This is a genomic window from Acinetobacter sp. YH12023 (genome assembly GCF_013420135.1).
In the GTDB taxonomy this organism is placed as follows: Bacteria; Pseudomonadota; Gammaproteobacteria; order Pseudomonadales; family Moraxellaceae; genus Acinetobacter; species Acinetobacter amyesii.
Genome location: NZ_VOYU01000002.1, coordinates 21124 through 47296, shown reverse-complemented (window position 1 = coordinate 47296; position 26173 = coordinate 21124). Strand labels below are relative to the sequence as shown.

Sequence of the window (26173 nt, the reverse complement as noted above, 5' to 3'; positions counted from 1 at the left end):
TATTATTTTTTTACTTGATTTAGCTCATCAAAAGATCTGATTTAATATCAATTTTCGATCAACCTTTCTGAAATAGAGCTTTCCCTCTACACATTCGGCAACATATCTAAACTTGTCATTTAAGATAGAAGCATAATGAATTTAGCGCTAATTTCACTTTTCCGAAGCTAATTGGCGTGTTTTTCTCTCTTTCTTATTCTTAATATGTGTCGATATTCAGCACATCTAAAAAAACCTCCGCTTTCACGAAGGTTTTAGTTAAAGCATTTATTTCTATTTACATTTGCTGTTTTAATTGGCAATTAGCCACGTCGCAGCAAGAGCCAATAAACCACCTGATGTACCATCGATCCACTTTTGTTTGCGTTCATCAATTTGAGTTTTTTGTGTAATACGTGCAAAGACCACACTTAAACTACAATACACCACAAAAATCAGCCCAATAAAAATGAAGGACAAAATCAAACCTTGGCTCACAGTATTCGCTGATTTATCGATAAATTGCGGCAAAATTGCAAAATATATCAACATTCCTTTCGGGTTCAGTAAAGCCGTAAAAAAGCCTTTTTTAATCGGGTTGGACGCTGACTTTTTCTCAATACTTAATTTTTTACTGCTAAATACTGAACGCAGCAAATGCGTTGCCAAATATAAAAGATAAGCAATCCCCAACCAGCGGATTGTTTCAAAGAGTAGTGGAAATGACACGATAATCGCAGCAATACCCAATGCCACCAAAATCGAGTGAACCAAATAACCTGAACACACACCTACTGTTGCCATCATGCCTGCTTTTGCATCCTTACCCATCACTTGTGACAGGATAAAAAGCATATCGGGTCCTGGTGTGAAAATAAGGGGAATTACCGTTAAGGCAAACAAAGCAAATACAGACATTTCAATTTTCCCTTTCTATGTCCTGAAAGTAAAATTAGTATGTTTGAATCGCTTTAAAATAGGATATCAAATATTCTATAATAGATATTATTTTTAGAATTATATTCTATTTTATGAAGACATCTTCTAAGTCAATTCTAGTTAAACTAGATCGTATTGATAAAAATATCATTCGCGCACTTCAAAATAATGGCCGCATGCAAAATAATGACTTAGCCAAGGAAATTGGACTCTCGCCTTCTTCTTGTTTACGTCGGGTCAAATTACTCGAAGAAGCAGGTGTGATTCAGAATTATACCACCGTGGTCGATCCACAAAAGATTGGCTTTCAATTGATTTTATTCTCTCGTATTTGGTTGACTGGGCAAGATGCTGAAACCATCGATACTTTTATCGAAGCGATGAAAGAACTTCCTCAAGTCATGGAGTGCTACATTATTTTGGGTGAGTGCGATGCAATGCTCAAAGTAGTGGTGCCTGACCTAGAAAGTTACCGTAAATTTCAGTCTACTCACTTAACCAAGAAAAATGGCATCACCAGTGTAAAGACTGATTTACCTAGCCAAATCATTAAACAAAGCTTCCAGTTACCGTTAGAAGATTTATAACCACACAATTAATCTGCCAAGGAACAACTCAAGCATCAGAAACGACGAGGCTGATACTACAAGCTTGGCAATGTAGTGACGGATTACCTTCACAGCCTCGAATGCAAAACCTAGCTATGCGGTATTTACTTATATTTTAATTAAAGAAAAATAATAATTTGCGGCACATTTGCAGCAATTAAATGGGAAATATCTAGGAGGTCTTTGAGCTCAATTGCTCAAGTAGGAAAACCATTGATTGGATTGACAGGCTCTCGCTATCAAAATTAAACGAATTGAATTACTAAGCAGCAAAACGGATTGGCATTTAGAAATTTTTGTTTAAGCAACTAAGCTATGCAAAGAAGATTAACACTCTAACGCTCTGCTCACAAGCATCTCAACATGTCATGGAGCGAGTGATATAAGGGCTAAACATCCAAATCCAATGAAGATAGCCCTTGAGTTGTTTATTTGACCAATGGTTTAGGCTGGCTGATTTTCCAAAAAGTCACGATGGATGTGGCTTAGGTCAATAAGTTCATACTTTGCCAAATCAAAAATACGCCAAATGGTGAGGGCATCTTCTTTACTGTCAAATTTAGCAGTTGCTTTATTGGTAAGCTGCCATTGTTTATCCGAAATCCAAATAAAGTATTGTCCCGTCGCCGCATTAAACGCCTGAACTTTTCCATCGGCATTAATCCCTTGTAGCTGCGCACCTTCAGGCAATACAGCTTCTACTTCAGGTAAACTGATTTCAACAAAGTGTTTGATTTGGCGTAAGCCGTATCCTACAAAAATTTCTTTTTGCTGACCATTTAACTGGTCATATTTTTCTTGAATATCTGAAATCATGGTATGGCCTATATATTTTTAACGGTACAGCAATTTAGTAAATGGCGAATTTCACTTCAGCACTTACGTCAATTCAATAATGGACAATTTTTATACCCGATAATTTGAATTTTTATAATGCGACAATAGTTCAAAATGTCGGTCAATTTTACCAATATTTTTTCACATCCTTATTTAATTTTCATGAAGTAGACCATTTTAGGATACAAAATGTGAAATCTAGCCTGTGTATTTAAGCAAAATTTAGACCACTGAGTACCAAAGTCGTTTTTGCAATTGTTACGAATCTTTATGCTGTGCCCTTGGATGGGCCTGATCATAAACTTGTGCCAATCGATCAAAATCCACATGGGTATAAATTTGTGTAGTGGTTAAATTACTATGCCCCAACATTTCTTGTACAGCACGCAAGTCACCGCTATTGGACAACATATGGCTAGCGAAGCAATGTCGTAATAAATGCGGATGTAAATCGACATTTACACCTGCACGTCGAGCTTGAAATTTAACTCGATTTTCTATTTGTCTTACCCCCAGTGGATTACCTTTTTGAGTGATAAAAACTTGGGCTTCTGGGACAAAATCACCATGCCATGCAGGATATAATTGCAACCAATGCATCACAGCCTCTTTGGCTTTAGAACCGAAAGGTACAATGCGCGTTTTATTCCCTTTACCCGTAATACGTAACAGTTGGCGATTAAAATCAATATCTCGAATGGTTAAGCCCTGCACTTCTGCCAAACGTAAGCCACTTGAATAGAGCAACTCCAAAATCGCTTTATCACGTATCCAAAGTTGCCGTTGAGTTTCACTTTCCGGCTCGGGCTGTTCCATGATTTGTTTAATGGTTTCAATATCGACCAATCCAGGTAAAGGACGTGATTGGCGTTTGAGCTGAAAATCATCTGCAGGATTAAAATTGAGATAATTTCCTTGTTCTGCCCATTTCATAAATTGGCGTATCGAAGATAACATGCGCTGCAAACTACTTGGACTGAGCTGAAACTGTTCCACTTTATGAGCAACAAATTCACGCAGATCTGACTTTTCAACATCATGCAGTGGCAAGTTGCGTATTGTACAAAATTGGAGAAAATCACTGACATCACGCTCATACGCTTGCAATGTATGTTTAGACTGATTTTGAATTTCACGTTCCTTCAACCACATAGTCAGTAGTTGACTCTGATCCATCGTCATCTGTCTTCTCCCATTTCAACATGTGCTTTAGCGTTGCGGTACGTTCACTAAAGCGATCTTACATATCTGTTTTATGAAAAGAGTCTAGCAAAGAACCCCTTAGGCTTACCATCAACACGTTGGTAAAAAGCTTGCGTTTCATTAAGCAAATACCCTTCTACACCATCCACACTGTGTGGATTGACATGGATTAAATCCACTGGGCATTGCTCTTTTAAACTGTCCTGTGTGATACGACCAATTTTACTGTGCAAATCTTGAATTTGTTGTTCAGATAACCCTGCTTCTAAATCTAGTCCGATCAACAAAGTTGGTGAATCATCTCGAGCTTCATTCAACATTTGCGCCAAATAGGCAGCTTTTACCACACGCTCTGTGCCAAAAAAAATGCTTAATTGATCAATCATAAACTGCGGATATTCCGCCGGCTGACCAATTAAAACTTCCGTATCTTCCGTAACTTCATAGTTTTCTGAGGGCTTAATATACTGCCCGTTCAGCAAATGTTGAATTTCTTCTGGTACAAAGTCCTTCGTCGCATCAGGTGATTGTGGATTCAATACAAGCCTTGCCCCAATGGTCATTTCAAATAATGCCTTGGTTGGTAGCCGGATATACGAATCCTCTTCAGATATTGCCAACCGCATTTTTTCCAAAGAAGTAAAAAACGGGATGACGCAATCATAAGTTTCATCTTCCCATGATTTCAATTGAACACTGCCACCCTCATCCAAGATCAAAGCTTCGGCAATACGTGAATCACGTCCCCCTGTTGTTCCCACACAATACACATTGGCCGCTAATAATTGAGCTAAAAATTCGGGTCGATACGCAGGTTCATGTAAAGCTTTATGAAAAAGTTGCTCTAAGATTTCTTCTTTTATTTCTTCGTTTATTTGTTCCATGTTGATTCCAATCCCATTGAATTATAATTTTTTATTCACTTTTTATTTTATGAAAAAAGCCCTGAATGAATCAGGGCTTGGAGTTTAACCTTGGAAGTAACTTAAATCTAAGCGTCCTTCGTAAACTGTTGCGGTTGGTCCGGTCATCCAGACCACACCACCTTCTTGCCACTCAATTTGCAGCTTACCACCTGCCAACTCTATTTCGACCGAATTGGCTAATAAGCCACGACGCATACCTGATACTGCCGCTGCACAAGCACCTGTACCACAGGCCATCGTTTCACCGACACCACGTTCAAATACACGTAAGCGTGCATGTTTCTCATCTACGATTTGCATAAAGCCAGCATTTACTCGCTGTGGAAAACGCTCATGCGATTCGACTTGTGGACCAATTTTAGCAACGTCTGCGGTAATGACATCAGGAACGATCGTCACTGCATGCGGATTACCCATACTCACCACATCAATGGTGAGCTGTTCATTATTCGCCAATGCAATGTCGTATAAGTTTTCAGGCTCTTCCGCAATAAATGGAATTTCATGCGGCAAAAAGCGTGGATAACCCATATTAACGCGCACCCAACCATTCGTACCTAATTCCGGCTCTACGATACCTGACTTGGTTTGTACTTTGATTTTGGTTTTGCTGGTCAACTTACGTTCATGCACAAAGCGCGCAAAACAACGTACGCCATTACCGCATTGTTCAACTTCCGAACCATCTGCATTAAAAATACGATATTTAAAATCGACATTGGGTAAATCAGGTGGTTCTACAATCAAAAGCTGATCAAAACCAATACCAAAATGACGGTCGGCCAAACGCTGAATCGTCACTGTATCTAAATAAGCCCGTTGGCTAATTAGATCGACCACCATAAAGTCATTGCCAAGGCCATGCATTTTGGTAAATTCTAATAACATCTCGAATTTCTCCTTAAGGCAATAAACGTTCACGTTCCCATAATGATTCGATGGTTTCACGCTCACGAATCAAATGAGACTGATCACCATCAACCATCACTTCAGCAGCACGTCCACGGCTGTTGTAGTTTGAACTCATGACAAAACCATAAGCACCCGCACCCAATACTGCAAGCACGTCACCTTCTTGAATCGCCAACTGACGTTGCTTTCCTAGGAAATCGCCGGTTTCGCAAATCGCGCCAACCACATCCCAGTCTTTCTTTTCTGCATCTGTACGAGGTGTTACTTCCTGAATATCCATCCATGCTTCATATAAAGCGGGACGGATTAAGTCGTTCATTGCGGCATCAATAATGGCAAAATTACGATGATTGGTCGGTTTGAGTAAATCAACTTTGGTTAACAACACACCTGCATTTGCAGAAATACTACGACCCGGTTCCATATACACCTTAAGGCCTAATTTTTCTAAAGCCGGACGCATTGCCTGAGCATATTCTTCAACGGTAGGCGGAACTTCGTCTTTGTACGTTACGCCTAAACCACCACCAATATCGATGTGTTTTAGGTGAATACCCATCTCTTTCAGTTGATTGATCATCACAATGACACGATCAAGTGCATCAACAAAAGGCTGAGTTTCAGTCAACTGTGAACCGATATGGCAATCAATCCCGACAATCTCAAGATTTGGCAAAGACGCCGCATACGCATAGGTGTCAAAAACGCTGTCTGAAGGAATACCGAATTTATTTTCTTTTAAACCCGTAGAGATATAAGGATGCGTTTTAGCATCCACATCTGGATTTACACGCAATGAAATCGGTGCTTTCTTACCCATTGCCGCAGCAACTTTTTGGATTCGATCTAGCTCTGCATGTGATTCAACGTTAAAACATGCAATACCCACGTCCAACGCTTTTTGGATATCGGCTTCAGTTTTACCCAAACCAGAGAATACAATTTTAGAAGCTTCACCACCGGCTTTTAATACACGTGCGAGTTCACCACCCGTCACGATATCAAAACCAGCGCCCTGCTTGGCAAGTACGTTTAACACCGCAAGATTAGAGTTTGACTTTACCGCAAAACAAATTTGATGGTCGATAAAGCTAAATGCACGATCCATATCTGAATAATGCTTTTCAAAAGTAGCTTTTGAATAAACATAAAGCGGTGTGCCATATTGCTGTGCAAGCTGTTGTAAAGAACATTGCTCTGCATGCAATACCCCATTCGTACGGGTGAAACTCATGAAAGTATCCTTTCTATAAAAGCATTAAGGTGTAGGGTTAGAATTTGAAGATTCCGATTCAGTTGCAACAGGAGCCGCTTGTTTTTCCTGCTTTTGCTGTGCCGGCGTATCTGGATAAATCAGATATTTTGCGCGCTTATCTGCATTTGCATCTGAAGGTAAATGTAAGGCACCAGACTGACCACAAGCGGTCAGCAGCACAGCACTTGCTAATACAATAATTTTATAATTCATAAAACGATACATAAACGTACCTAATGAAAAGATTTTTCCGAGTATAACGTGATCAACCCGCGGATAAAAGAAAAGCCCTGTAATTCCAAGTGAGCTTTTTGCCATTCTGCACTAAATTTAAGCAAAATTTAATGGTGCTGTTTTCAAACCACATTTGTGTATTTTTCTAGACCGATCAGGCTATTGATTTCACTGAAATAGCTTATCAATTTGAATGCTGTTTTATACTTCTATTAGCACTAATGAATACTGTGTATTAGTGTAAATTAAATCCATATTCAAATAAAAAAGCTGCCCCCTCAGGAGCAGCTTTTTATGTTTTTACATCAGTTCAAAAATGTAAATTAATGGTGCTTTTTCTTATAAAAACCAAAATAACCAATAATCAAAATGATGAACCAAATTGGGCTCACCATGAGCGCTTTCATGGTATCTGCTTCTAGCGACAAGACATAAATCATGCCGATGAAGAAGATAATCACGAGCCAACAGGTATATAAACCACCCGGTAGTTTAAAGGTTGATTTCGCATGCAACTCAGGACGAGTTTTATAGTAAACGATATAACTCCAGATAATCATGAGCCATACGCAGATAAATAAAATCGTCGACAGTGTAGTTGCTAAAGTGAAGGCTTCAACAGTGTTCGGTACGAAATACTGTAATGCAGCACCTAACAGCAAACAAACTGCCGAGAAATACAACGCATTTGCCGGAACTGCACGTGAGTTTAGACGGCCAAACGCTTTTGGACCTTGCTCTTCACGAGATAAACCAAACAACATACGTGAAGTCGAGAACACACCACTATTCATCGATGACATAACTGATGACAACACAACCAAGTTCATAATAATCGCAGCAGCAGCAATACCGGCTTGGCTAAACAAGTTCACGAATGGTGAAATGCTTGGGTCAATGTCATTCCATGGCGTAACGGACATCACAATCACAAGTGCCAGCACATAGAAAATAATGATACGAATCGGAATCGAGTTCACAGCTTTAGGCAAGTTGTGTTCTGGATCTTTGGTTTCTGCTGCCGTAGTACCCACGAGTTCTACGCCGACAAAGGCAAAAATGGCGATTTGGAAACCTGCCAAGAAGCCAGTTACTCCTGTTGGGAATAGACCACCATGTGACCATAAATGTGTGAATGATGCGATTTCACCTGTCGATGAGGTAAAACCGGTAAAGATCATCCAAAGACCAACACCAATAAGCACCACGATTGCAATAATCTTAATCAGTGCAAACCAGAACTCTAATTCACCAAAAAGTTTAACCGTAACAAGGTTTAACCCCATGATAAATACAATGGCGGCAACACTGATCATCACCCCTTCTTCCGGCGAGAACGGGTTACCTCCATTAAAGAATTGCAGGTAATAAATGATGGCCGATAAATCAGCAATCCCTATAGTGATCCAGCACAGCCAATAGGTCCAACCCACAAAATAACCTGCCCACGGGCCGATTAAGTCGGTTGCAAAATCGATAAAAGATTTATATTCAAGATTTGATAGTAATAACTCGCCTAATGCACGCATGACGAGGAAAACCATAAAACCAATAATCATATAGATAATAAGGATGGACGGACCAGCTAAACTGATGGTCTTTCCTGACCCCATAAATAAACCTGTACCAATCGCACCACCAATCGCAATCAATTGCAGGTGTCGGTTGGACAAGCTTCGTTTCAAATCGCCGCTATCAGCGTGCGATCCATGAATTTCATTTGACATTATTTAATTCAACTTCGCGTTCCAATTGCGACAAATTAACGTAAAAATTTCAGAAAATACAAAATTATTTTTCATCATCTATATTTTCGGATTAAGTGACAAAATTAATTTATTTTTCTTATATATAAAAATCTTAGCACCAGTTCACATTTTAAAGCGACCAATAAAACAACAATTTACTTGTAATAACTTAAATTTTATGCAAAAAATATTTTACCAACGATAAAAAAATTATGCCAAAAATCATGGAAGTTTCTAACAATGGCATATCAATTGCTACAGATATCAAAAATGTAGCATTCACTCACTCAGGGCCGATAAGAAGAAGATACTATGCAAGAAATTCAAAATATCATGGAAACACTCAGTGGATGGGTCTGGGGCCCATACATGTTGGTCCTCATTGTCGGAACAGGTGTATTCCTCACCTTCCGACTACTTTTCTGGCAATTTCGCATGTTGCCTTTCGCATTCAAACAAGTCTTTGGCAAGCATCCTAAAGCCAATCAACATGATGGCGATATTTCTCATTTCGCCTCACTTATGACCGCACTTTCTGCCACCATTGGTACAGGTAATATTGCCGGTGTAGCCACCGCTTGTGTGCTCGGTGGTCCGGGCGCAGTGTTTTGGATGTGGATAACCGCGCTCTTTGGTATGGCAACCAAATATGGTGAAGGTGTACTCGCTGTAAAATTTCGTCATAAAAATGAAAATGGCGAAATGAACGGTGGTCCGATGTATTACATCGAACGTGGACTTGGGCCTAAGTGGAAATGGTTGGCAGTGGTATTTGCCCTATTTGGTACTTTGGCATCCTTTGGTATTGGTAGCTCAGTACAGTCCAACACTGTCGCGCTTGCTGTGGAAAACAGCTTAGGGATCAGCACACTCACCACTGCAATCGTCATCACCATATTCTCTGCCCTCGTTATTTTAGGTGGCATCAAATCCATTTCAAAAGCCTCTTCATTTATTGTTCCAATTATGGCGGTAGGTTATGTATTGGGTGGCTTAATCATTATTTTCAACAACCTTGAATTGGTGATTCCTGCACTAAAAATGATCTTTAGCTATGCATTTACGGGCGAAGCTGCTGCGGGTGGTGCGATTGGTGCCGCGATTCGTTATGGTGTGGCACGTGGTGTATTCTCTAATGAAGCAGGTATGGGCTCAGCACCCATTGCCGCTGCGGCTGCAAAAACTGACCATCCAGCACGTCAAGGTCTTGTCTCTATGACAGGTACGTTCTTAGACACCATCATTGTTTGCTCAATTACAGGTATCGTACTTGTCATGGGCTTCATCATGGCAGGACAAAGCTTTGGTGATCAAACGGGGGCCGTACTGACGATTAGTGTTTTTGACAAACTACTTCCGGGCTTCGGTGGTTGGGTCGTGACTTTCGGTATTATTTTCTTCGCTTATTCAACCATTCTGGGTTGGAGCTATTATGGTGAAAAATGCTGTACATACCTCTTAGGTGAAAAGTCAGTACTGATTTATCGCTTAATTTATATCGCATCAGTCTTTGTCGGCTGTGTCGTAACACTCGATCTCGTTTGGTTATTTGCCGATACCTTTAATGGTTTGATGGCTGCACCAAACTGTATTGCACTGTTATTGCTCTCAGGCATCATTGTGAAAGAATCGAAAGATTTTATTGAACGTCGTAAATCAGGTGAGTTGTACTAATACCTGCATCCTGCTCAACAAAAAGCCACGTGAATTCACGTGGCTTTTTTATTCGGACTGAAAATCGATATTTACTTATTGAATTGTGCCAATTTGACCATCATCAAATTTGTCGTTTTTCGTATTGCTTTCATTGGCTGCTTCATCTTTTGGATATGATTCAGCATCTTCAATAAAGCCTTCACCAAATTGGTCACCAAACTCATTTTCAGCATATTCAGAATCTACAGCACTGGCTTCCATCAGATCAGCTTCGATTTCTAGGGCAATTTCCAAAGATAAAGAAAAGAACAATACCCCCTGAATTTTCATGTTCCCTTGTTCATCTTCAAGGTATTCACTGAGGGTTTTATATGCAGGGCTGCTTTCATCAAAAGGCACGTCGAGGTATAAGTCACCCGTGTAGCTATCAATTAAAGACTCGCCTTCTAGCCCCATACAAGGTAAATAGTCGATATTTTGCAGGTCAAACCAGTGCATAACGTCATTACGCACCGTATTTTTTTCAGGATGTTGATGATCATATTCTTCAAAATGCACAAATAACACATCACGATTTTTTTCACGTGCGATGGCATCGATATGTCGTAATAGTTCAGTCATGTGGTGACCCATTTCAAAAAATATAATGCGCTATTATAAAGTGCTTACCCTGTAAAAGTGCATCTGTTGAAAATAAAACGACATCAATTGACCTTCAACAGTCATTTCATGCGATAAAAACTTGGTTTTTCGATGTATTCACCGCTATGCTGTGACTCAATTTGAGTTTGTGCACAGTAAATATTATGGCGAAAGCAAAAAGTGTCTATCGATGTGAACAATGTGGTGCTGATCATCCCAAATGGGCCGGTCAATGTACCGAATGTGGTGAATGGAATTCATTAGTCGAAGTCAATATTGCACCCGCCGTTACACACCGTGCACAGCCTAAAATGGGCGGTGGCTATGCAGGTCAAGCCGCAGCAGTGACCACCTTAAATCAAGTTTCCGTTTCGCATGAAACCCGAATGGCAACAGGTATTGGTGAATTTGACCGTGTGCTTGGCGGTGGACTGGTCACAGGTTCAGTTGTACTCATCGGTGGTGACCCCGGCATTGGTAAATCCACTATTTTGCTACAAACCGCAACCTATATGGCGGCGAGTAAAAGTTCTGCCTTATATGTCACAGGTGAGGAATCTTTGTCTCAGGTGGCGCTACGTGCCCAACGCCTAGATTTGCCGACCGATCAACTCAAAGTCATGGCAGAAACCTGTGTCGAGCGTATTTGCGAAGTATTGGCACATGAACGCCCTGCCGTGGCCATTTTAGATTCGATCCAAACCTTATACACCGAGACACTCCAGTCTGCGCCGGGCGGTGTTTCCCAAATTCGTGAATCGGCTGCACTCCTGACCCGCTTTGCCAAAAATAGTGGCACTGCGCTGTTTATTGTCGGTCACGTAACGAAAGAAGGTTCTTTGGCAGGCCCTCGCGTGCTTGAGCACATGGTCGATTGTGTTTTGTATTTTGAAGGTCAGTCTGACTCGCGCTTCCGTATGATTCGGGCGGTGAAAAACCGTTTTGGTGCTGTCAACGAGCTTGGTGTATTTGGCATGACTGATAAAGGTCTGCGCGAGGTATCAAACCCTTCCGCCATTTTCCTGAGTCGTTATGATGAAGCCATTCCGGGTTCCATTGTCATGATTAGCCGTGAAGGTACACGTCCACTTTTGGTTGAAGTTCAGGCTTTGGTAGATGATGCGCACGGACAACCTCGACGCGTGGCCTTAGGTTTAGAACAAAACCGTTTAAACATGCTTTTAGCCGTTATGCACCGTCATGGTGGCGTACAAACTGCAGGACAAGATGTCTATGTCAATGTCGTGGGTGGTTTAAAAATCACAGAAACCGGTTCTGACCTTGCGGTACTTTTAGCCTGCGCCTCTAGCTTAAGAGCTAAAGCCCTACCACAGCATTTGGCAGTATTTGGTGAAGTCGGCCTTTCAGGCGAAATCCGCCCTGTACCCAATGGACAGGAGCGACTCAAAGAAGCCATTAAGCATGGGTTTAAAACCATTATTTTGCCGCGTGGTAATGCACCGCAAAAACCCATTTCAGGTGTAGAAATTATTTCTGTCGCACGTTTACATGAAGCGTTGAGTCAGGCAATTACGCTGACCGATGAGTCTTAGTTACGTGGAATCGTTTATTTTGAATGAATTTTCAATTTTTTACCGATGTTCTATTGAAATTCAGTACAAATGGCGGCATAACTAGATGGCTATTTTAACTTTATATAGATATAGGAAAATTTGATGGAAGTTCGACAGCGTGGTTTGATGACTGCTCTTTTAACAGCAGCCCTTTTGGTAGCGCCGATTGCAGAAGCGAAACGTGCCGGTGGTGGTAAAAGCCATGGTATGAGCCGTCAAGCTGCTCCAACTCAGTCTTATCAGCAACCTCGTCAATCTGCTCCTGTTCAACAGCCTGCAACTGCTGGCGCTCCAGCAAAATCTGGCTCGAATGTGGGCGGAATGGTTGCTGCAGGTGTGGCTGGTGCTGCAATTGGTGCAGTCGCTGCAAATGCGATGGCCGATGACAATAACGGTCAAGCAGCTTCTGAAGCGCAAGCTCAACAACAGGAAGAGAAAGGTGGTATTCCAGGCTGGATCTGGATTTTACTTGCCGCAGCTGTTGCCTTCTTCATTTTCCGTAAGATGGGCGCAAAAAAAAAACTAGCCGCTAACAACCCATATGCGCCAAACAGCGGTGCAAACAATGCACCGTTTGGCCAGCAAAATGCCGCACCTCGTGCAGGTAATGACAATACGAATATTTTTGGTAATTCTGTAGGCGGTAATTCAGCAGCTTCAAATGCTCCATTTGGTGCAGCTGCAGCAACGAACGCGCCTTTTGGTGCTGCCTATACCAACAGCGGCAATCAATTGCCTGATGGTACAGAACCAGCAACATTTTTACGTGTTGCACGTCAGCGTTTTAACCACATTCAATCGATGAATACTGCAAGCAACATTTCTGAAATTCAGCGTTACTTAACGCCTGATCTTTACCAGTCGATGTATAACGACATTATGGCGAATAAAGATGAAGACGTTGCTGAGTTTTCTAACTTAAATGCTATGGTTGTCGATTCTGCTAACGAAAATGGTCAATACGTTGTAAGTGTGCGTTTTACAGGTACGGTAAGTGAAGACTTAAATAGCCTGCCACAGCCATTTGCTGAAGTTTGGCATTTTGTTAAGCCTGCGGGTTCTGATCAAGACTGGTTAGTTGCAGGCATTCAACAAGAGCAATAATGTAGACAATCAAGCATTCATGCATTCATGCATTCATGCATTCTAAAATAGCGACTTCAGTCGCTATTTTTTTGCCTTCAATTCCCCTCTTTTTAAATCCATTTCTACTCAGCATGCTGAAAAATCAATAATTTTGTGAATACATTATTCTAATTATTAATAATAATTGTTATCATTTAGATTAACTTTAATACAATTCCCAAGCGCTTAAGTATTTTATGAATAGCTCACCACCTGAGGCACTTGTGACACCCCTCACATCTGCGCTGCCTAAAACGCGTAAAGACACTCCTTCTCTATTGACCTATCGCTTGATGATTTTCTATCGCTTTGCCCTCGCTTTAGTGGGCGGATATGTTGTCGCGATGCTATCGGCCATCGTGATCGCAGATGTGTTTAGCGAAGACCGTGGAAGTGCAGCCATGAGTGCAACTTTAATTGCATTTATCCTGTGGAGCTGTGTATTTATTTGGGTCTTTATGGTGAATAAAACCCTCAAAGCAACTTTAGGCATTGTGATCCCTGCGGTGTGTTTGTATGCCATTTACATGATGATGGGAAGCTAAAATGCGTGTTGATGCAAAAGTAGAGGGACCGCGCCAGTCCATGTCTTGGCTGCATACATGGGCTAGCCTAATCTTAGGTTGGTTGCTGTATGCTATTTTCCTGACCGGAACCCTGAGCTTTTTTAAAAATGAAATCAATGTTTGGATGACACCTGAGCTGCATCAATCTGTTCCAGCCAGTTCACAAGTCCAACAAACTCAAGTCGCACTGAATTATTTACAGCAAAATCATCCAAATGCAGGTGCTTGGAATATTTTGCTGCCGAATACGCGTCAAAATGCCACCTTAATTACCGTGCGTGAACAAGGTGAAGACCCTCGCGCACGCCGTGGCGGTAAACAAATCTACATTGATAGTGCTACAGGTGAAGTGCTTGAGCCGCGCGATACGCGTGGTGGTAATTTTCTCTATCGTTTCCATTTCGAACTATATGGTATGCCACGTATGTGGACGCGATGGTTTGTCGGGATAGCCACACTGTTGATGTTAGTTGCCATCATTAGTGGTGTGATTACTCATAAAAAAATCTTTAAAGATTTCTTTACCTTTCGTTCAGGTAAAGGACAACGTTCTTGGCTCGATGCACATAATGCAACCGCAGTATTTGCGCTTCCCTTCCACATCATGATCACCTTTAGTGGCCTGTTGCTGCTGTTATTTACAATCATGCCTTGGGGGATTGAGCGTATTTATGAAAACCGTGGACAATTTTTACAAGAACAAAATCGTGCATTGGTTCAGGAAAATAAACCTGAAGGACGTGAATCTGCTCAAGGACGTGAAGAACGTGGCGAACGCCCACAGCAAACCCGTGCCAATTCTGCACAAAACCCAGGTGAAAATCGTGCTGAGAGCCGTGGTGAAGGTCGAGGAGATCGTCGCTCTAAACGTGAAGAGCAACCTGTCGTTGCTGCGCCGTTGACCAATTTAGCGCCGATCGTGACTGCGGTTCAGAATGAATGGAAAACTAATCCGATTAGTACCGTTAGCATCATTGCACCGAATACAGACCAAGCTAAAATTGAACTACGCGCCTTACATGGTGAAAGTGTCGCGTATCGAAATGTCTATGCAAGTAAACAATTTGATGGCGTAACTGGCAAAGACTTAACTGACGAAAGTGCCAAGTTAAAGCAACCTTCTGTACCGATGGGTATTTACAATGTAGTCACTACGCTGCATGAAGCACGCGGTGTAGATTTAGCACTACGTTGGCTGCTGTTTATTTCAGGGATTGTAGGCACCCTGATGGTCGCTACAGGTCTCATTCTGTGGTGTGTAAAACGTGCGCCGCAACAGCAAAAACAAGGCTTTAAATCATTTGGCTACCGCACGGTTGAAGTGACCAATATTGCAGCGATTATTGGTTTACCCATTGCCTGCGCAGCATTTTTCTATGCCAACCGTTTTATTCCCGCACAGCTTGAAAACCGTTCGGAATTAGAAATTCGTAGTTTCTTTATTGTTTGGCTACTGACGCTCGTTTATGCGATTTTCCGTACGCACCATCAAGCGTGGCTAGAACTTTTAGCTTTTGCCACAGCAATTTTTGCCTTACTGCCGATTGTAAACTTCATGACTGGTGGTCAACCGCTTTGGAATACCATGGCAAATGGCCAATGGATGATTGCATCCTTTGATCTTGCAATGTGGCTTTTGGCTATCTTGTTTGCCTATTCATTTTACAAAGTGAAAAAGCATAAAGGACTGCCTGTTAAAAAAGCGCGTGCCACAAAGGAGGCTGAAGCATGATGTTCTTTCTCCTGATTTGGGCACTGAGTAGCTTAGGTTTTTTTGCCTTGGCATGCAGCATGTCTAAACATCAAAAGCAGTTCTACAGCAAAGAGTTAAGTGTGGGCCAAACACGCTTAGCCACGTTAGTCGGCTGGGCGCTATTGATTATCGCATTACTACTTTGCCTCTCTCTTGGAACGCCGAGCAATAACATCAGTTATTGGTTTGGCGCGCTGACTATTGCGGCTTTATTTGTCGGGCTATGTATTAGTTATATCGCTGAATATTTTTGGAAAATTATTGGTGCATTAGTTGTCATCTTTGTATTGTCAGCAGTGTTTCTTAAAATTTAATTCTTTAGACGACATTCTCTAAACATTGAAAGCCAATCTTCGGATTGGCTTTTTTCATGCTAACCGATTAGGCTATGCCTATTCTGCTCTTTTGGATTACACATGTCTGAACTTTCGATCTCTCCTGCTTTATATAACCGTGCCATGGCAGGCAATAAAGATGCTCAATTTGAACTGGCTGAAATTTATATGCAAAGTGAAAATGATGAGCATGTTGAACTTGCTGAAGAATGGGCACTCAAAGCAGCTCAGTTAGGTCATGTAGAAGCGATGTATTGGCTGGGTGAAGGTTATGCAGTCTATGCCAAAGATATGCTCGAAGAAGATCCTGAAGAATCTAAAACCTATTTTGAGCATGCGCACCGCTGGTTAGAACAAGCGGCGAAGCATGACCATCCTGCTGCAATTTTAGAATTGGCCAATTTTTACCGTCGCGGCGATGTAGTGGAAAAAGATGTCGCTAAATCCATTGAACTGGTTGAACAATCTGCAAAATTAGGTGAAGTTCAGGCCATGCGTGATTTGGCTTTTATTTATGCCAATGGATTAGGCATCGACGCCGATGAAGAAAAAGCAGATTTTTGGAATGAAAAAGCCAATATGGCTGAGCAATAATCCAATTATTTTCTAAAAAATAAAGCCCATCTCATGATGGGCTTTTTTCATTCAACAATATGGCTCAGCTCGTCACATAATCATTTACATCCACAATAATGACTTGTCGGCAAATGCCTTCCGCACCACGCTGCTGTTCAAATACGTCTGCTGGCATGGCATCAAAACTGTCAAAGAAACTAATTTCAGTTTCGTCAATGTCATATACCAAAGAATGGTTCCCCACGCCCTCTAGAGTATCGTAATAAACAATCACAAACTGATTTTGTTCAAAAGCCTGCTGAATTTGTGCATAGCCAATTGCAGGCAATATAGACAGTTCCAATTGGTCTGCTTCTGCATAACTGCGTTTTTCACTGTCCTGCAGCTCAGGATCATGCTCTGTGTAAAACTTTACTTGAAAACCAAACTTTTTCAGTCCTACAGCTAAACCAATGGTGGTTGTGCCATGCTCTGCCTCATAGCCGCAGACTTCGACCAACTGTTGAACATCCGCATCAATGCCTAAATGCTGCAACAGCATCCATACTGCAAAAATGCCGCCATTGGCTTCAAGATTGGCTAATTCTTCAGGCATTTCCAAAGACATAATAAGAACTCACAACTTAAATCTGCAGTGATAATAAACAAATCAGCGCGATTTGTACGGCAATTTTTATAAACATAGTTATGCCGCATCAAAAAAAATTTATCCCTAGTGCAGAAGTTTTTTAGGACGAAGATGTTTACTCCATATCAGGTTTAGCTTTTTACACCTTTGCCTTAGGCTTAGTCTTACTTTTTTTAGCGGTCTTAGATTCTTTCGAATCAGAAAAGGCATCCCACAGCAAAATGACAACGATAAGAACTAAAACCAAGGACAGCATTTGAAGGCCGTAAATCAGCCATGCAAACCCTGAATTACGAAGTTCAAAATAGTCTTGGTTAAGAAAAAATCGTGATTGATTCGGATTTTGAGTATTTACATACACTGAATACTGCTGCTGATGTATTGCATGCTCAGTTTTGAGTGCTGCTCTGACTTTTAAATCCTGCGACGTTTCAAGAAACCAAAGCATATATTGCGGGTCAAGTTTATCTGCAACACCTGTACTTATTTGCTCATTCAGCATGTATTGGTATTGCGCTCGCGTATACGCATATTGCAGTGAACGCCTGTGCCTATAATCATCAATTTCAACTTGATTAATCTGAACCTGATCTGCCAAAATCCAGTTGGGATGAGTCAGTTGAAATTTTTTAATTTGTAAAAAACTTGAACTAAAAAATATGGCTAAAACAGTGCTATACAAAACAATAAAAGTGAGGCCATGACACAACCAGCTCCATGATTTTTTGCTGATAAATCTAAATACTGCATACAGCAAGCCGTACAACATTATTGAAAACAGCAACAAATGCCATTTGTCATTTTCATAGAAAAAAGTATAACAACCATATAAACAGGCACACATTCCCAAGAAATATGCAGCATATGATTTAAATTTTTCTAGGCTCATTACTTTGGTTATATCTCTTGCTGGATTGTGTCTTATGACGGACGTTTACTCACAAAAATAATGTCCAAATCTTGTTTCGGTACAAAATTCTTTTCAACCATTTGAAACTGCGTAGCGCTGATTTTCTTCACTTTACCTGCCCAGCAAAAAGAAACCAGCTCTCCTGCATCACGCTCGATAGTCAGTTTAAAATCTTGAATAGGCTTTGCCCAATTGGCGCCAGTTTTTAAGATATAGCCCAGTGCTTGAAATGGTGCATGCAGTGATTTGGCCTTTCTGAGTCCTGCCTTAAACTTTTGATCCATACAATAACTTTGATTATATTCATCAGGATATAAAGCCACAAACCCGACCACCAGCGGTGCATATTGATGCTGTACACGTGTGAGCGCATTGGCTTTAAAAGTTTGCTTCCAGCTGTAAATTACCTGAGATGACCATGAAATGACTTCACTCGGATCTTTGGGCAAAACTTTTTGCAGCGCTGCATTTTTACAGTTTCTAAGCTTTCTCTCAAAAGTTTCATATTCAACATCTTGCCTGCTCCACGGATTCAGCATGTCTTTTTCCGTAAACCCGCATTGCTTAAAACTCTCCGTCATATCAATCGGGGCTGTTTTTTCATCTTTTTGAATAAAAGTGCGCACATGCATTTCAGGCTGAATCATTTTTCCATTCACCTGAACTTTAAAACTTTTTAGCAATTTTTCAGTATTGGCAAAATCAGATTCAAAGAAGTTTTCAACTTTTGGCAGTGGAAAGAGTATGGTTTCAGTCACGTCTTTATTGCTCAGATTTTTAAACTGATAATCGACCTTGATCATTTTTTTACTAATAAATAGGTCTTCACTGAACATTTGAATGTCTTTATTTTTAAGGTACTGCACCCCTCCCGTTGCCACATAGCCTGTTGAATCGTTGGCATATGTTAGTGCTGAAAAACACAAGCATATGAATGCAGTTAATTTTTTCATTATTAGCTTCCAATTTTTTATATTTAAAATTGCACTAGAATATCATCGACCATTTTTCAGGAATATACTCAGAAATTAGCCCTATCCCGATAATTATAAGGGCAATGATGCCAATCAAAATAATAAAACTCACTGCTTTTATGACTACTCTAAGGGTTAAATTTAAGCCTTTCGTATAATTTTCAATAAAGCCTGAAAATTTAAATAAGGATAAAACCCCAATCAAAATTAAAGGCAGAAAAAAAAATCTTGTGGTGAAAAGTCGCCTCGCCTTGCTGAGACAGCTTGTGAAGATACGAGTAAAACTAGGAAAATATTAAATTTTAATATATTCATGATATGTACGTTATTATCTTTTTATTATCAGATTATTCATCTACATATTAACCAATTTTTGATTGGAACTCACTCTATTTCCAAGTACAATACTGCCCTAGTCGAGGGATGCTGCGACTTTCTTATAGGCACTAAATATAAGATCGCTAGGCTCGACGATTCGGTTGGACACTCGTTCCAATCAACAACGGCATCCGCGAACTGAATGATCAATTGTTTTTATTAAGGAGATCGTGATGAACGCGGTTAATGCTTCATTTACAGATTACAAAGTTGCCGATATTTCACTAGCTGACTACGGCCGTAAAGAAATCAAACTCGCAGAAGCAGAAATGCCAGCCCTAATGGGTCTTCGCAAACGCTATGCAGCGGCTAAACCGCTTGCTGGCGCGAAAATCCTTGGCTGTATCCACATGACTATTCAAACTGCAGTTTTAATTGAAACTCTAGTTGAATTGGGCGCAGAAGTACGCTGGACCTCATGCAACATCTTCTCTACTCAAGACCACGCTGCTGCTGCAATCGCTGCTGCAGGTATTCCTGTATTTGCTTGGAAAGGCGAAACTGAAGAAGAATACATGTGGTGTCTTGAACAGCAAATCAATGTGAACGGTACACCTTGGGATGCCAACATGATTCTGGACGATGGCGGTGACTTAACTGCACTTGTTCACGAAAAATACCCAGAAGTAATTGCTAAAATCCACGGTATTACTGAAGAAACCACTACAGGTGTTCAACGTCTTTACGAAATGCACCGCGACGGTACTTTAAAAGTTCCAGCGATTAACGTAAACGACTCTGTCACTAAGTCTAAAAACGACAACAAATACGGCTGCCGTCACTCACTTAACGATGCAATCAAACGTGGTACAGATATGCTTTTATCTGGTCGTCGTGCGCTTGTAATCGGTTATGGTGACGTAGGTAAAGGTTCTGCTCAATCACTTCGTCAAGAAGGCATGATTGTACGTGTCACTGAAGTTGACCCTATCTGTGCAATGCAAGCATGCATGGACGGTTTCGAAGTTGTTGCTCCGTATAAAAATGGCATTCAAACGGGTAAGAAAGAAGACATCAACCTTGATCTTCTTCAAAATACTGACTTGATCGTAACAACAACTGGTAACTACCACGTATGTGACGCTGCAATGCTTGATTCATTAAAAGCTGGCGCTGTAGTTTGTAACATCGGTCATTTCGATACTGAAATCGACACAAATTACTTACGTGGTTATAAGTGGGTTGAAGTTAAGCCACAAGTTCACCAAGTGTATCGTTCAGAAAATGAAAATGATTACCTTATTCTTCTTTCAGAAGGCCGTTTGGTGAACCTTGGTAATGCAACCGGTCACCCTTCACGTATTATGGATGGTTCTTTTGCTAACCAAGTATTGGGGCAAATGCACTTATTCGCTGAAAAATTTGCTGATCTTCCTGAAGATCAAAAACAAGCTGCAATCCGTGTAGAACTTATTCCTAAGAAATTAGACGAAGAAGTTGCTGCTGCAATGGTTGCAGGTTTCGGCGGCGTATTGACGACTTTGACTCAAGAACAAGCGGACTACCTCGGTGTTCAAGTTGAAGGCCCGTTCAAAGCTGAGGCTTATAAATACTAAGTTTTATAAATACCTCTCCCTAACCCTCTCCTAAAAGGAGAGGGAACTCTTCATTGTGAAAGCAAATTTGATGTTAACTCCAAATCACTATTACTTTCATAATGGAAGTCCCTTCTCCCTCTGGGAGAAGGTTAGGATGAGGGGATTTTTTTAAATAAAAGTATTTCTAAAAAAGGATTTGAACATGTCAAAACAGATTCCTATTTCCTTTGAGTTCTTCCCGACCAAAACTGATGCGGGCGCGGAAAAACTTAAAGTTGTACACCAAGAACTTCAATTATTAAATCCTGAATTTTTCTCTGTAACATACGGTGCAGGCGGTTCTACCCGTGAACGCACTTTGTCTACATTGAATGATTTCAACGGTAAAGGCACACCGGTTGCCCCTCACCTGTCTTGTATTGGTGACAGCAAAGAACGTATTGCTGAATTGCTGGATTTGTATAAATCGCAAGGCATTGACCGTATTGTTGCGCTGCGTGGCGACTTGCCGTCTGGTCAAGTGGGCTTGGGCGAATTGCCTTATGCAACAGATCTTGTGCGTTTCATCCGTGAGCACACTGGCGATCACTTCAAAATTGAAGTTGCAGCTTACCCAGAAATGCATCCTCAAGCAGACAGCTTTGACCTCGACATCAAACGTTTCTGTGATAAAGCCAATGCGGGCGCTAACGCAGCACTCACACAGTTCTTCTTCAATCCAGATGCCTACTTCTACTTTGTAGAACGCATTCAAAAAGAAGGCGTGAACATTCCTGTCGCTCCAGGCATCATGCCTATTACCAATGCAAGTAATTTAATTCGCTTTGCTGATGGTACAGGTGCAGAAATTCCACGTTGGATTCGCAAACAGCTTGCGACTTATGGTGACGATACAGCGTCAATCAAAGCCTTTGGTCATGAAGTGATTGTAAAACTTTGCGAACGCCTGATTGCTGGTGGTGCGCCAAGCCTGCACTTCTACACCATGAACACCACTGACCCTACACGTCAACTTGTGAAAGACCTTGGTCTTGCATAAGACATTTCGACCTTTTTGAGAGTAAAACTTTAATGCCACGTTTTTATATTGAAGCTGATTTAACTGTTGATACGACTGTTGAATTAACGGAAACAGTGTTTCATCACTGGGTAAAAGTTTTACGTGCTCAAGTGGGCGAAACAGCCACTTTGTTCAATGGGCAAGGTGGCGAATACCATGTTGAATTGGTTGAAATCGCTAAAAAGTCGGCTGCCGTCCAAGTTTTGCAATTCAATCCAAGCAATCGCACACCACATTTTACGGCACTATTGGGTCAAGTGATGAGCAAAGGCGACCGCATGGATTATGCGATTCAAAAAGCGGTGGAACTCGGTGTTTCTGAAATTCAACTACTCACTTCAGAACGTTGTGAGATGCGTTTGAAGTACGATCGTGATCAAAAGAAACTTGACCATTGGCAAGGCATCGCTATTGCTGCTTGCGAACAGTGTGGACTCAACATTGTTCCTAAAGTACTTCCGCCTCTTTCCCTTGAAAAATGGTTGGAAAGTGACCTACCGACAACAAAATTGGTACTCGCACCCAATAAAGATGAAGTTGATGTATTAGCTGATGCTGACCCGCACGTTGCCTTACTGATTGGCCCTGAAGGTGGCTTGAGCGAAGCAGAGATCAGCGCAGCAAATGAGAAAGGTTTCGTGAACTGGTGTATCGGTGAACGTGTCCTTCGCACAGAAACTGCACCTGTAGTTGCACTTTCAATTTTAAATTATAAATTTATTTAATTTTTACTCGATAGTTCATCTGAAAACATCAATCATGGCGTCCTTGATATTGCTTTTTATTTGTAACGCAATTACCCTAGAGTCAATAAAAACAAATGATTTGTTACCAAGAATAAACAAATACTCTCAGGAACAATACAAATACAACGATCTAGATTTAGTTAAGGCAGGGTTTTTATATTCATGACGTATAAACAAGATGAATATATCAAGCAGTACAATCATACTGCTCAAATTGCGAACACGATTCGCCATAGCCGCTATTTTTTAGTCAGTATTCTGATTATTTGCTTATATATTTTTTCGATATATCAAATTTTTTATAAATCGCCATCTTTGTATTTCAATATTTGGTTTATTTTTACCGAAGTTTTTGTCAGTTTATGCTGGCTGATGAGCACCGTTTATTTTAAACCCGAACAATATTCACTGATGATTGCGCATCGTTGGCTACAATTTCAGTGTTTTTCTGTCGGCACACTGATTGCGAGCGGTATTTTTTTAATTTTTTATTATTTGCCTGCGACCAATCAAAGCTTTGAACCAATTCAAGCCCTGACGCTCTCTGCCCTACTCTTGATCGTGACACAAACCTTTGGCTTGACCTATTTAACGCAAAAACTCAATTATTTTTGTTTGGCATTTATTCCATCTATTGTGCCCTATCTGATTGCACAGTTTTTTTTCTTAGATGGTTCAAATCACTTATTTAGCCTGAGTATTAATTTTGGGCTTATTGTGATTCTAATGTGCGCCATGACGTCATATCGCATTCATCGTCGTGTATCGACTTTACATGCTAAAAACAACCTATTGGTCGATAGTGCCAAGCAACAAGTCAAATGGACTGATGAACTGTGTCAGCAGCTCCAAGAAGAAGTCAACAAATCAAGAGACATCGAATTACAACTACAGCTAGGTAACCAAATCCTTGAACAGAAAGTCAAAGAGCGGACCTTCGACATTGAGCAAATGAACAAGGATTTAGAAAACCAACAAGCCAATTTAGTCCTTGCGCATGAAATTGCAGGTTTACGTCCTTGGGATTGGAATATCAAAGACCGTAAAATCGTTGTCACCAACTATAAGCAAGAAAAAACCCTTAGACATTCGAAAGAGCATCAGCAACAGTTACAACATGTGATCCATCCTGATGATATCCCACATTTTAAATCAGCGATGATTCAACATCTACGTGGATTTAAAGACCGTTATGAGGCCACCTATCGGATTCAAAACAGTCAAGGAAAATGGAGTTGGGTACATGATATTGGACGGGTCATTCAACGCGATCCAAATAATCGTAAGCCATTGCGCATGGTCGGTATTCGACGTGATATCCATCAAGAACGGACATCTCAGGAACGTTTAAAACTTGCAGCCAGCGTACTCGAACAAGCCGCTGAAGGGATTTTCATTTTAAATGAAGAGCTGTGCTATATCGAAGTCAATCCGTTTTACGAACAATTAACCGGCTTTAACTACGACCAAATTATTGGTAAACATCTTTTTGATATCACTGCAAATTACAAATCAATTCAACGTAATATGCACTACTCGATCATTAAACAAGTGCTGAAAATTGGTGAGTATGATGGTGAATTGCACGAAAGATTTCTTTCAGGTAAAGAACTGACGCTGTGGATGCATATTAATGCGATTACTGATGATCAAAACCGCGTCACCCATTACATTGGAATTGTCTCAGATTTAACCGAACGTAAATTGCAAGAACAACGCTTATCATATTTAGAAAACTATGACACCTTAACGGATTTACCGAACCGTTTTTATTACAACTATCAACTGCATCAATATTTAGTTTCACAGCAAGATTCGATTAAACAGTTGGCTGTCATTCGTTTAAACATCGACCGTTTCCGTCCATTAAATGAATATCTCAGCAACAATGGTGGTGACGAGCTGTTACGCCAAGTCGCACAGCGTTTACGTCTAACCAATGCCGAAGCTCTGTTTGTCGCACACTTAAATGGCGATGATTTTGCGATTGTGTATGAAATTTCACACATCCGCCCTTCTGTGCAAGAGCATTGTGAACGCATCAATAAAGCCTTTAGCATTCCATTTAATATTTTTGGCCAAGATCATGTCATCACTTTATCGATGGGCGTCGCGTTCTACCCTGAGCATGGTCGTCAGCTAGATTATCTAAATAACTGTGCAGAACAAGCGCTGAGCGAAGCCAAAAATTTGGGAGGCAATACTACACGTTATTATTCCAATGAAAATACTGCATTATTAGAACAAGGTATCTTCTTGGAACGCGACTTGCGTAAAGCCATTCAAAATAATGAGCTGGTGGTGTATTACCAACCGAAGATTAATTTCCGTGATAAAAATATTTACGGTTTTGAAGCCTTGGTGCGTTGGAATCATCCTGAAAAAGGCTTAATACCACCAGGCTTATTTATTCCTTTAGCAGAACAAACCAGTTTAATTTCAGATATCGGGCGTTTTGTCCTGCAAAAAACCGCGCAGCAAATTTGTTTTTGGAATAATTTGGGTTATCAAAATATTTGTGTATCCGTCAATATTGTTGCGCAGCAACTGCGCCGTGGACAATTATTAAATGATCTAGATGAAGCGATAGATGCCAATCAAATTGATGGTGCCAGTCTGGAACTGGAAATTACCGAATCTTCTTTGGTCGAAAATCTAGATTCAGTACGTGAACTGTTAAATGAAATAAAAAAACGTAAGATCAATATTTCACTTGATGACTTTGGTACGGGCTATTCTTCTCTATCCTATCTAGCTGATTTTCCAATTGATATCTTAAAAATAGACCGCAGTTTTATCTCTAAAATTGGTGAAAATAAACAATTGGCCATCGTTAGTGCCATGATTGCCATGGGTAAAGCGATGGGCATGACGGTAGTCGCTGAAGGGATTGAAACTGAACAGCAGTTACAGTATCTACAAGACTTAGAATGTGACATTGCTCAAGGCTATTTTTTCTCTAAGCCACTGCCACAAGAAGAGGCAACCGTGTTCCTTGAAAATAATATCTCTTCGCCTGCTTATACTTACTTAATATAAGTCACTATGCCTGAGCTATAAGATTGTCTGAA

23 protein-coding genes and 1 pseudogene are annotated in these 26173 nt (G+C 40.7%); 12 read left to right on the top strand and 12 right to left on the bottom strand.

Annotated elements, in window-relative coordinates; genetic code table 11:
- Positions 1 to 291 precede the first annotated feature (291 nt).
- On the bottom strand, positions 292 to 897 hold the full coding sequence (locus FTT92_RS01765) for a LysE family translocator (protein ID WP_180023307.1): 606 nt from the start codon (positions 895 to 897) through the stop codon (positions 292 to 294).
- 113 nt (positions 898 to 1010) lie between these two features.
- Here FTT92_RS01765 and FTT92_RS01760 point away from each other — a divergent pair, with 113 nt between their 5' ends.
- A complete protein-coding gene (locus FTT92_RS01760) occupies positions 1011 to 1505 on the top strand; it encodes an Lrp/AsnC family transcriptional regulator (protein WP_078190405.1) in 495 nt (164 codons plus the stop codon).
- A gap of 465 nt (positions 1506 to 1970) precedes the next feature.
- Here FTT92_RS01760 and FTT92_RS01755 read toward each other — a convergent pair whose 3' ends face one another.
- The 7 genes from FTT92_RS01755 to FTT92_RS01725 form a co-directional block, all read right to left on the bottom strand.
- Complete coding sequence (locus FTT92_RS01755) at positions 1971 to 2342, bottom strand: hypothetical protein (RefSeq protein ID WP_218948490.1); 372 nt, start codon at positions 2340 to 2342, stop codon at positions 1971 to 1973.
- A 279-nt stretch (positions 2343 to 2621) separates the two neighbouring features.
- Positions 2622 to 3545 carry a tyrosine recombinase XerC gene (locus FTT92_RS01750; protein WP_180003344.1) on the bottom strand — a complete coding sequence of 308 codons (924 nt, stop codon included), beginning with the start codon at positions 3543 to 3545 and terminating at the stop codon, positions 2622 to 2624.
- 71 nt (positions 3546 to 3616) lie between these two features.
- Positions 3617 to 4450, bottom strand: coding sequence for an enhanced serine sensitivity protein SseB C-terminal domain-containing protein (locus FTT92_RS01745; RefSeq protein ID WP_180171275.1), 834 nt, complete (start codon positions 4448 to 4450; stop codon positions 3617 to 3619).
- An 84-nt stretch (positions 4451 to 4534) separates the two neighbouring features.
- A complete protein-coding gene (gene dapF, locus FTT92_RS01740) occupies positions 4535 to 5380 on the bottom strand; it encodes a diaminopimelate epimerase (protein ID WP_180171274.1) in 846 nt (281 codons plus the stop codon).
- Positions 5381 to 5393: 13 nt separating this feature from the next.
- The gene (gene lysA / locus FTT92_RS01735; RefSeq protein WP_180171273.1) at positions 5394 to 6638 is read right to left on the bottom strand and encodes a diaminopimelate decarboxylase; all 1245 of its coding nucleotides are present in this window, start codon (positions 6636 to 6638) and stop codon (positions 5394 to 5396) included.
- Positions 6639 to 6662: 24 nt separating this feature from the next.
- On the bottom strand, positions 6663 to 6872 hold the full coding sequence (locus tag FTT92_RS01730; protein ID WP_372491094.1) for a lipoprotein: 210 nt from the start codon (positions 6870 to 6872) through the stop codon (positions 6663 to 6665).
- A gap of 344 nt (positions 6873 to 7216) precedes the next feature.
- Positions 7217 to 8620, bottom strand: a complete 1404-nt coding sequence (locus tag FTT92_RS01725; protein WP_180171272.1) for an amino acid permease — start codon at positions 8618 to 8620, stop codon at positions 7217 to 7219.
- 333 nt (positions 8621 to 8953) lie between these two features.
- Here FTT92_RS01725 and FTT92_RS01720 point away from each other — a divergent pair, with 333 nt between their 5' ends.
- Entirely contained in the window at positions 8954 to 10315 is a 1362-nt protein-coding gene (locus tag FTT92_RS01720; RefSeq protein WP_180171271.1) for a sodium:alanine symporter family protein, read from the top strand.
- Between the two features lie 246 nt (positions 10316 to 10561).
- Here the strand turns inward: FTT92_RS01720 and FTT92_RS01715 are convergent.
- Positions 10562 to 10918, bottom strand: a pseudogene (locus FTT92_RS01715) (hypothetical protein); the annotation flags it as partial.
- A 185-nt stretch (positions 10919 to 11103) separates the two neighbouring features.
- Between FTT92_RS01715 and radA the strand changes: the two are divergent.
- The 6 genes from radA to FTT92_RS01685 all read left to right on the top strand — a co-directional run bounded on the left by radA (position 11104) and on the right by FTT92_RS01685 (position 16886).
- On the top strand, positions 11104 to 12492 hold the full coding sequence (gene radA / locus FTT92_RS01710) for a DNA repair protein RadA (protein ID WP_180003350.1): 1389 nt from the start codon (positions 11104 to 11106) through the stop codon (positions 12490 to 12492).
- Between the two features lie 123 nt (positions 12493 to 12615).
- Positions 12616 to 13617, top strand: a complete 1002-nt coding sequence (locus FTT92_RS01705) for a Tim44 domain-containing protein (RefSeq protein WP_078192078.1) — start codon at positions 12616 to 12618, stop codon at positions 13615 to 13617.
- Between the two features lie 218 nt (positions 13618 to 13835).
- Positions 13836 to 14183 (top strand): hypothetical protein, encoded by a 348-nt coding sequence (locus tag FTT92_RS01700; protein ID WP_180171270.1) that lies wholly within the window; start codon positions 13836 to 13838, stop codon positions 14181 to 14183.
- Position 14184: 1 nt separating this feature from the next.
- Positions 14185 to 15936: a PepSY domain-containing protein gene (locus FTT92_RS01695; RefSeq protein ID WP_180171269.1), complete on the top strand. Its 1752-nt coding sequence runs from the start codon at positions 14185 to 14187 to the stop codon at positions 15934 to 15936.
- Entirely contained in the window at positions 15933 to 16271 is a 339-nt protein-coding gene (locus tag FTT92_RS01690) for a DUF3325 domain-containing protein (RefSeq protein ID WP_180171268.1), read from the top strand. The genes FTT92_RS01695 and FTT92_RS01690 overlap by 4 nt, the downstream gene beginning before the upstream one ends.
- A gap of 102 nt (positions 16272 to 16373) precedes the next feature.
- A complete protein-coding gene (locus FTT92_RS01685) occupies positions 16374 to 16886 on the top strand; it encodes a tetratricopeptide repeat protein (RefSeq protein ID WP_180008352.1) in 513 nt (170 codons plus the stop codon).
- A gap of 64 nt (positions 16887 to 16950) precedes the next feature.
- Here the strand turns inward: FTT92_RS01685 and FTT92_RS01680 are convergent, their stop codons facing one another.
- The 3 genes from FTT92_RS01680 to FTT92_RS01670 all read right to left on the bottom strand — a co-directional run bounded on the left by FTT92_RS01680 (position 16951) and on the right by FTT92_RS01670 (position 19359).
- On the bottom strand, positions 16951 to 17475 hold the full coding sequence (locus FTT92_RS01680; RefSeq protein ID WP_180171267.1) for a cysteine peptidase family C39 domain-containing protein: 525 nt from the start codon (positions 17473 to 17475) through the stop codon (positions 16951 to 16953).
- A gap of 160 nt (positions 17476 to 17635) precedes the next feature.
- Positions 17636 to 18265, bottom strand: coding sequence for a hypothetical protein (locus FTT92_RS01675; protein WP_180171266.1), 630 nt, complete (start codon positions 18263 to 18265; stop codon positions 17636 to 17638).
- Positions 18266 to 18417: 152 nt separating this feature from the next.
- A complete protein-coding gene (locus tag FTT92_RS01670) occupies positions 18418 to 19359 on the bottom strand; it encodes a DUF4424 family protein (protein WP_180171265.1) in 942 nt (313 codons plus the stop codon).
- 572 nt (positions 19360 to 19931) lie between these two features.
- Between FTT92_RS01670 and ahcY the strand changes: the two genes are divergently transcribed.
- The 4 genes from ahcY to FTT92_RS01650 all read left to right on the top strand — a co-directional run bounded on the left by ahcY (position 19932) and on the right by FTT92_RS01650 (position 26141).
- Positions 19932 to 21314 carry an adenosylhomocysteinase gene (gene ahcY, locus FTT92_RS01665; protein WP_078192086.1) on the top strand — a complete coding sequence of 461 codons (1383 nt, stop codon included), beginning with the start codon at positions 19932 to 19934 and terminating at the stop codon, positions 21312 to 21314.
- 184 nt (positions 21315 to 21498) lie between these two features.
- A complete protein-coding gene (gene metF / locus FTT92_RS01660) occupies positions 21499 to 22335 on the top strand; it encodes a methylenetetrahydrofolate reductase [NAD(P)H] (protein ID WP_168378282.1) in 837 nt (278 codons plus the stop codon).
- A 32-nt stretch (positions 22336 to 22367) separates the two neighbouring features.
- Entirely contained in the window at positions 22368 to 23081 is a 714-nt protein-coding gene (locus FTT92_RS01655) for a 16S rRNA (uracil(1498)-N(3))-methyltransferase (RefSeq protein WP_180120665.1), read from the top strand.
- 183 nt (positions 23082 to 23264) lie between these two features.
- Positions 23265 to 26141 (top strand): GGDEF domain-containing phosphodiesterase, encoded by a 2877-nt coding sequence (locus FTT92_RS01650; RefSeq protein WP_180171264.1) that lies wholly within the window; start codon positions 23265 to 23267, stop codon positions 26139 to 26141.
- Positions 26142 to 26173: the final 32 nt, after the last annotated feature.

What these genes read in the sequence shown, in the direction of transcription:
- FTT92_RS01695 (WP_180171269.1), top strand. Translation starts at nt 14,185, where the DNA reads ATGCGTGTTGATGCAAAAGTAGAGGGACCGCGCCAGTCCATGTCTTGG.
- FTT92_RS01650 (WP_180171264.1), top strand. Translation starts at nt 23,265, where the DNA reads ATGACGTATAAACAAGATGAATATATCAAGCAGTACAATCATACTGCT.
- FTT92_RS01685 (WP_180008352.1), top strand. Translation starts at nt 16,374, where the DNA reads ATGTCTGAACTTTCGATCTCTCCTGCTTTATATAACCGTGCCATGGCA.
- FTT92_RS01680 (WP_180171267.1), bottom strand. Translation starts at nt 17,475, where the DNA reads ATGTCTTTGGAAATGCCTGAAGAATTAGCCAATCTTGAAGCCAATGGC.
- FTT92_RS01670 (WP_180171265.1), bottom strand. Translation starts at nt 19,359, where the DNA reads ATGAAAAAATTAACTGCATTCATATGCTTGTGTTTTTCAGCACTAACA.
- dapF (WP_180171274.1), bottom strand. Translation starts at nt 5,380, where the DNA reads ATGTTATTAGAATTTACCAAAATGCATGGCCTTGGCAATGACTTTATG.
- FTT92_RS01675 (WP_180171266.1), bottom strand. Translation starts at nt 18,265, where the DNA reads ATGTTGTACGGCTTGCTGTATGCAGTATTTAGATTTATCAGCAAAAAA.
- FTT92_RS01655 (WP_180120665.1), top strand. Translation starts at nt 22,368, where the DNA reads ATGCCACGTTTTTATATTGAAGCTGATTTAACTGTTGATACGACTGTT.
- metF (WP_168378282.1), top strand. Translation starts at nt 21,499, where the DNA reads ATGTCAAAACAGATTCCTATTTCCTTTGAGTTCTTCCCGACCAAAACT.
- FTT92_RS01745 (WP_180171275.1), bottom strand. Translation starts at nt 4,450, where the DNA reads ATGGAACAAATAAACGAAGAAATAAAAGAAGAAATCTTAGAGCAACTT.
- FTT92_RS01700 (WP_180171270.1), top strand. Translation starts at nt 13,836, where the DNA reads ATGAATAGCTCACCACCTGAGGCACTTGTGACACCCCTCACATCTGCG.
- FTT92_RS01760 (WP_078190405.1), top strand. Translation starts at nt 1,011, where the DNA reads ATGAAGACATCTTCTAAGTCAATTCTAGTTAAACTAGATCGTATTGAT.
- FTT92_RS01765 (WP_180023307.1), bottom strand. Translation starts at nt 897, where the DNA reads ATGTCTGTATTTGCTTTGTTTGCCTTAACGGTAATTCCCCTTATTTTC.
- FTT92_RS01750 (WP_180003344.1), bottom strand. Translation starts at nt 3,545, where the DNA reads ATGACGATGGATCAGAGTCAACTACTGACTATGTGGTTGAAGGAACGT.
- FTT92_RS01755 (WP_218948490.1), bottom strand. Translation starts at nt 2,342, where the DNA reads ATGATTTCAGATATTCAAGAAAAATATGACCAGTTAAATGGTCAGCAA.
- FTT92_RS01725 (WP_180171272.1), bottom strand. Translation starts at nt 8,620, where the DNA reads ATGTCAAATGAAATTCATGGATCGCACGCTGATAGCGGCGATTTGAAA.
- ahcY (WP_078192086.1), top strand. Translation starts at nt 19,932, where the DNA reads ATGAACGCGGTTAATGCTTCATTTACAGATTACAAAGTTGCCGATATT.
- FTT92_RS01730 (WP_372491094.1), bottom strand. Translation starts at nt 6,872, where the DNA reads ATGAATTATAAAATTATTGTATTAGCAAGTGCTGTGCTGCTGACCGCT.
- FTT92_RS01705 (WP_078192078.1), top strand. Translation starts at nt 12,616, where the DNA reads ATGGAAGTTCGACAGCGTGGTTTGATGACTGCTCTTTTAACAGCAGCC.
- FTT92_RS01690 (WP_180171268.1), top strand. Translation starts at nt 15,933, where the DNA reads ATGATGTTCTTTCTCCTGATTTGGGCACTGAGTAGCTTAGGTTTTTTT.
- radA (WP_180003350.1), top strand. Translation starts at nt 11,104, where the DNA reads ATGGCGAAAGCAAAAAGTGTCTATCGATGTGAACAATGTGGTGCTGAT.
- lysA (WP_180171273.1), bottom strand. Translation starts at nt 6,638, where the DNA reads ATGAGTTTCACCCGTACGAATGGGGTATTGCATGCAGAGCAATGTTCT.
- FTT92_RS01720 (WP_180171271.1), top strand. Translation starts at nt 8,954, where the DNA reads ATGCAAGAAATTCAAAATATCATGGAAACACTCAGTGGATGGGTCTGG.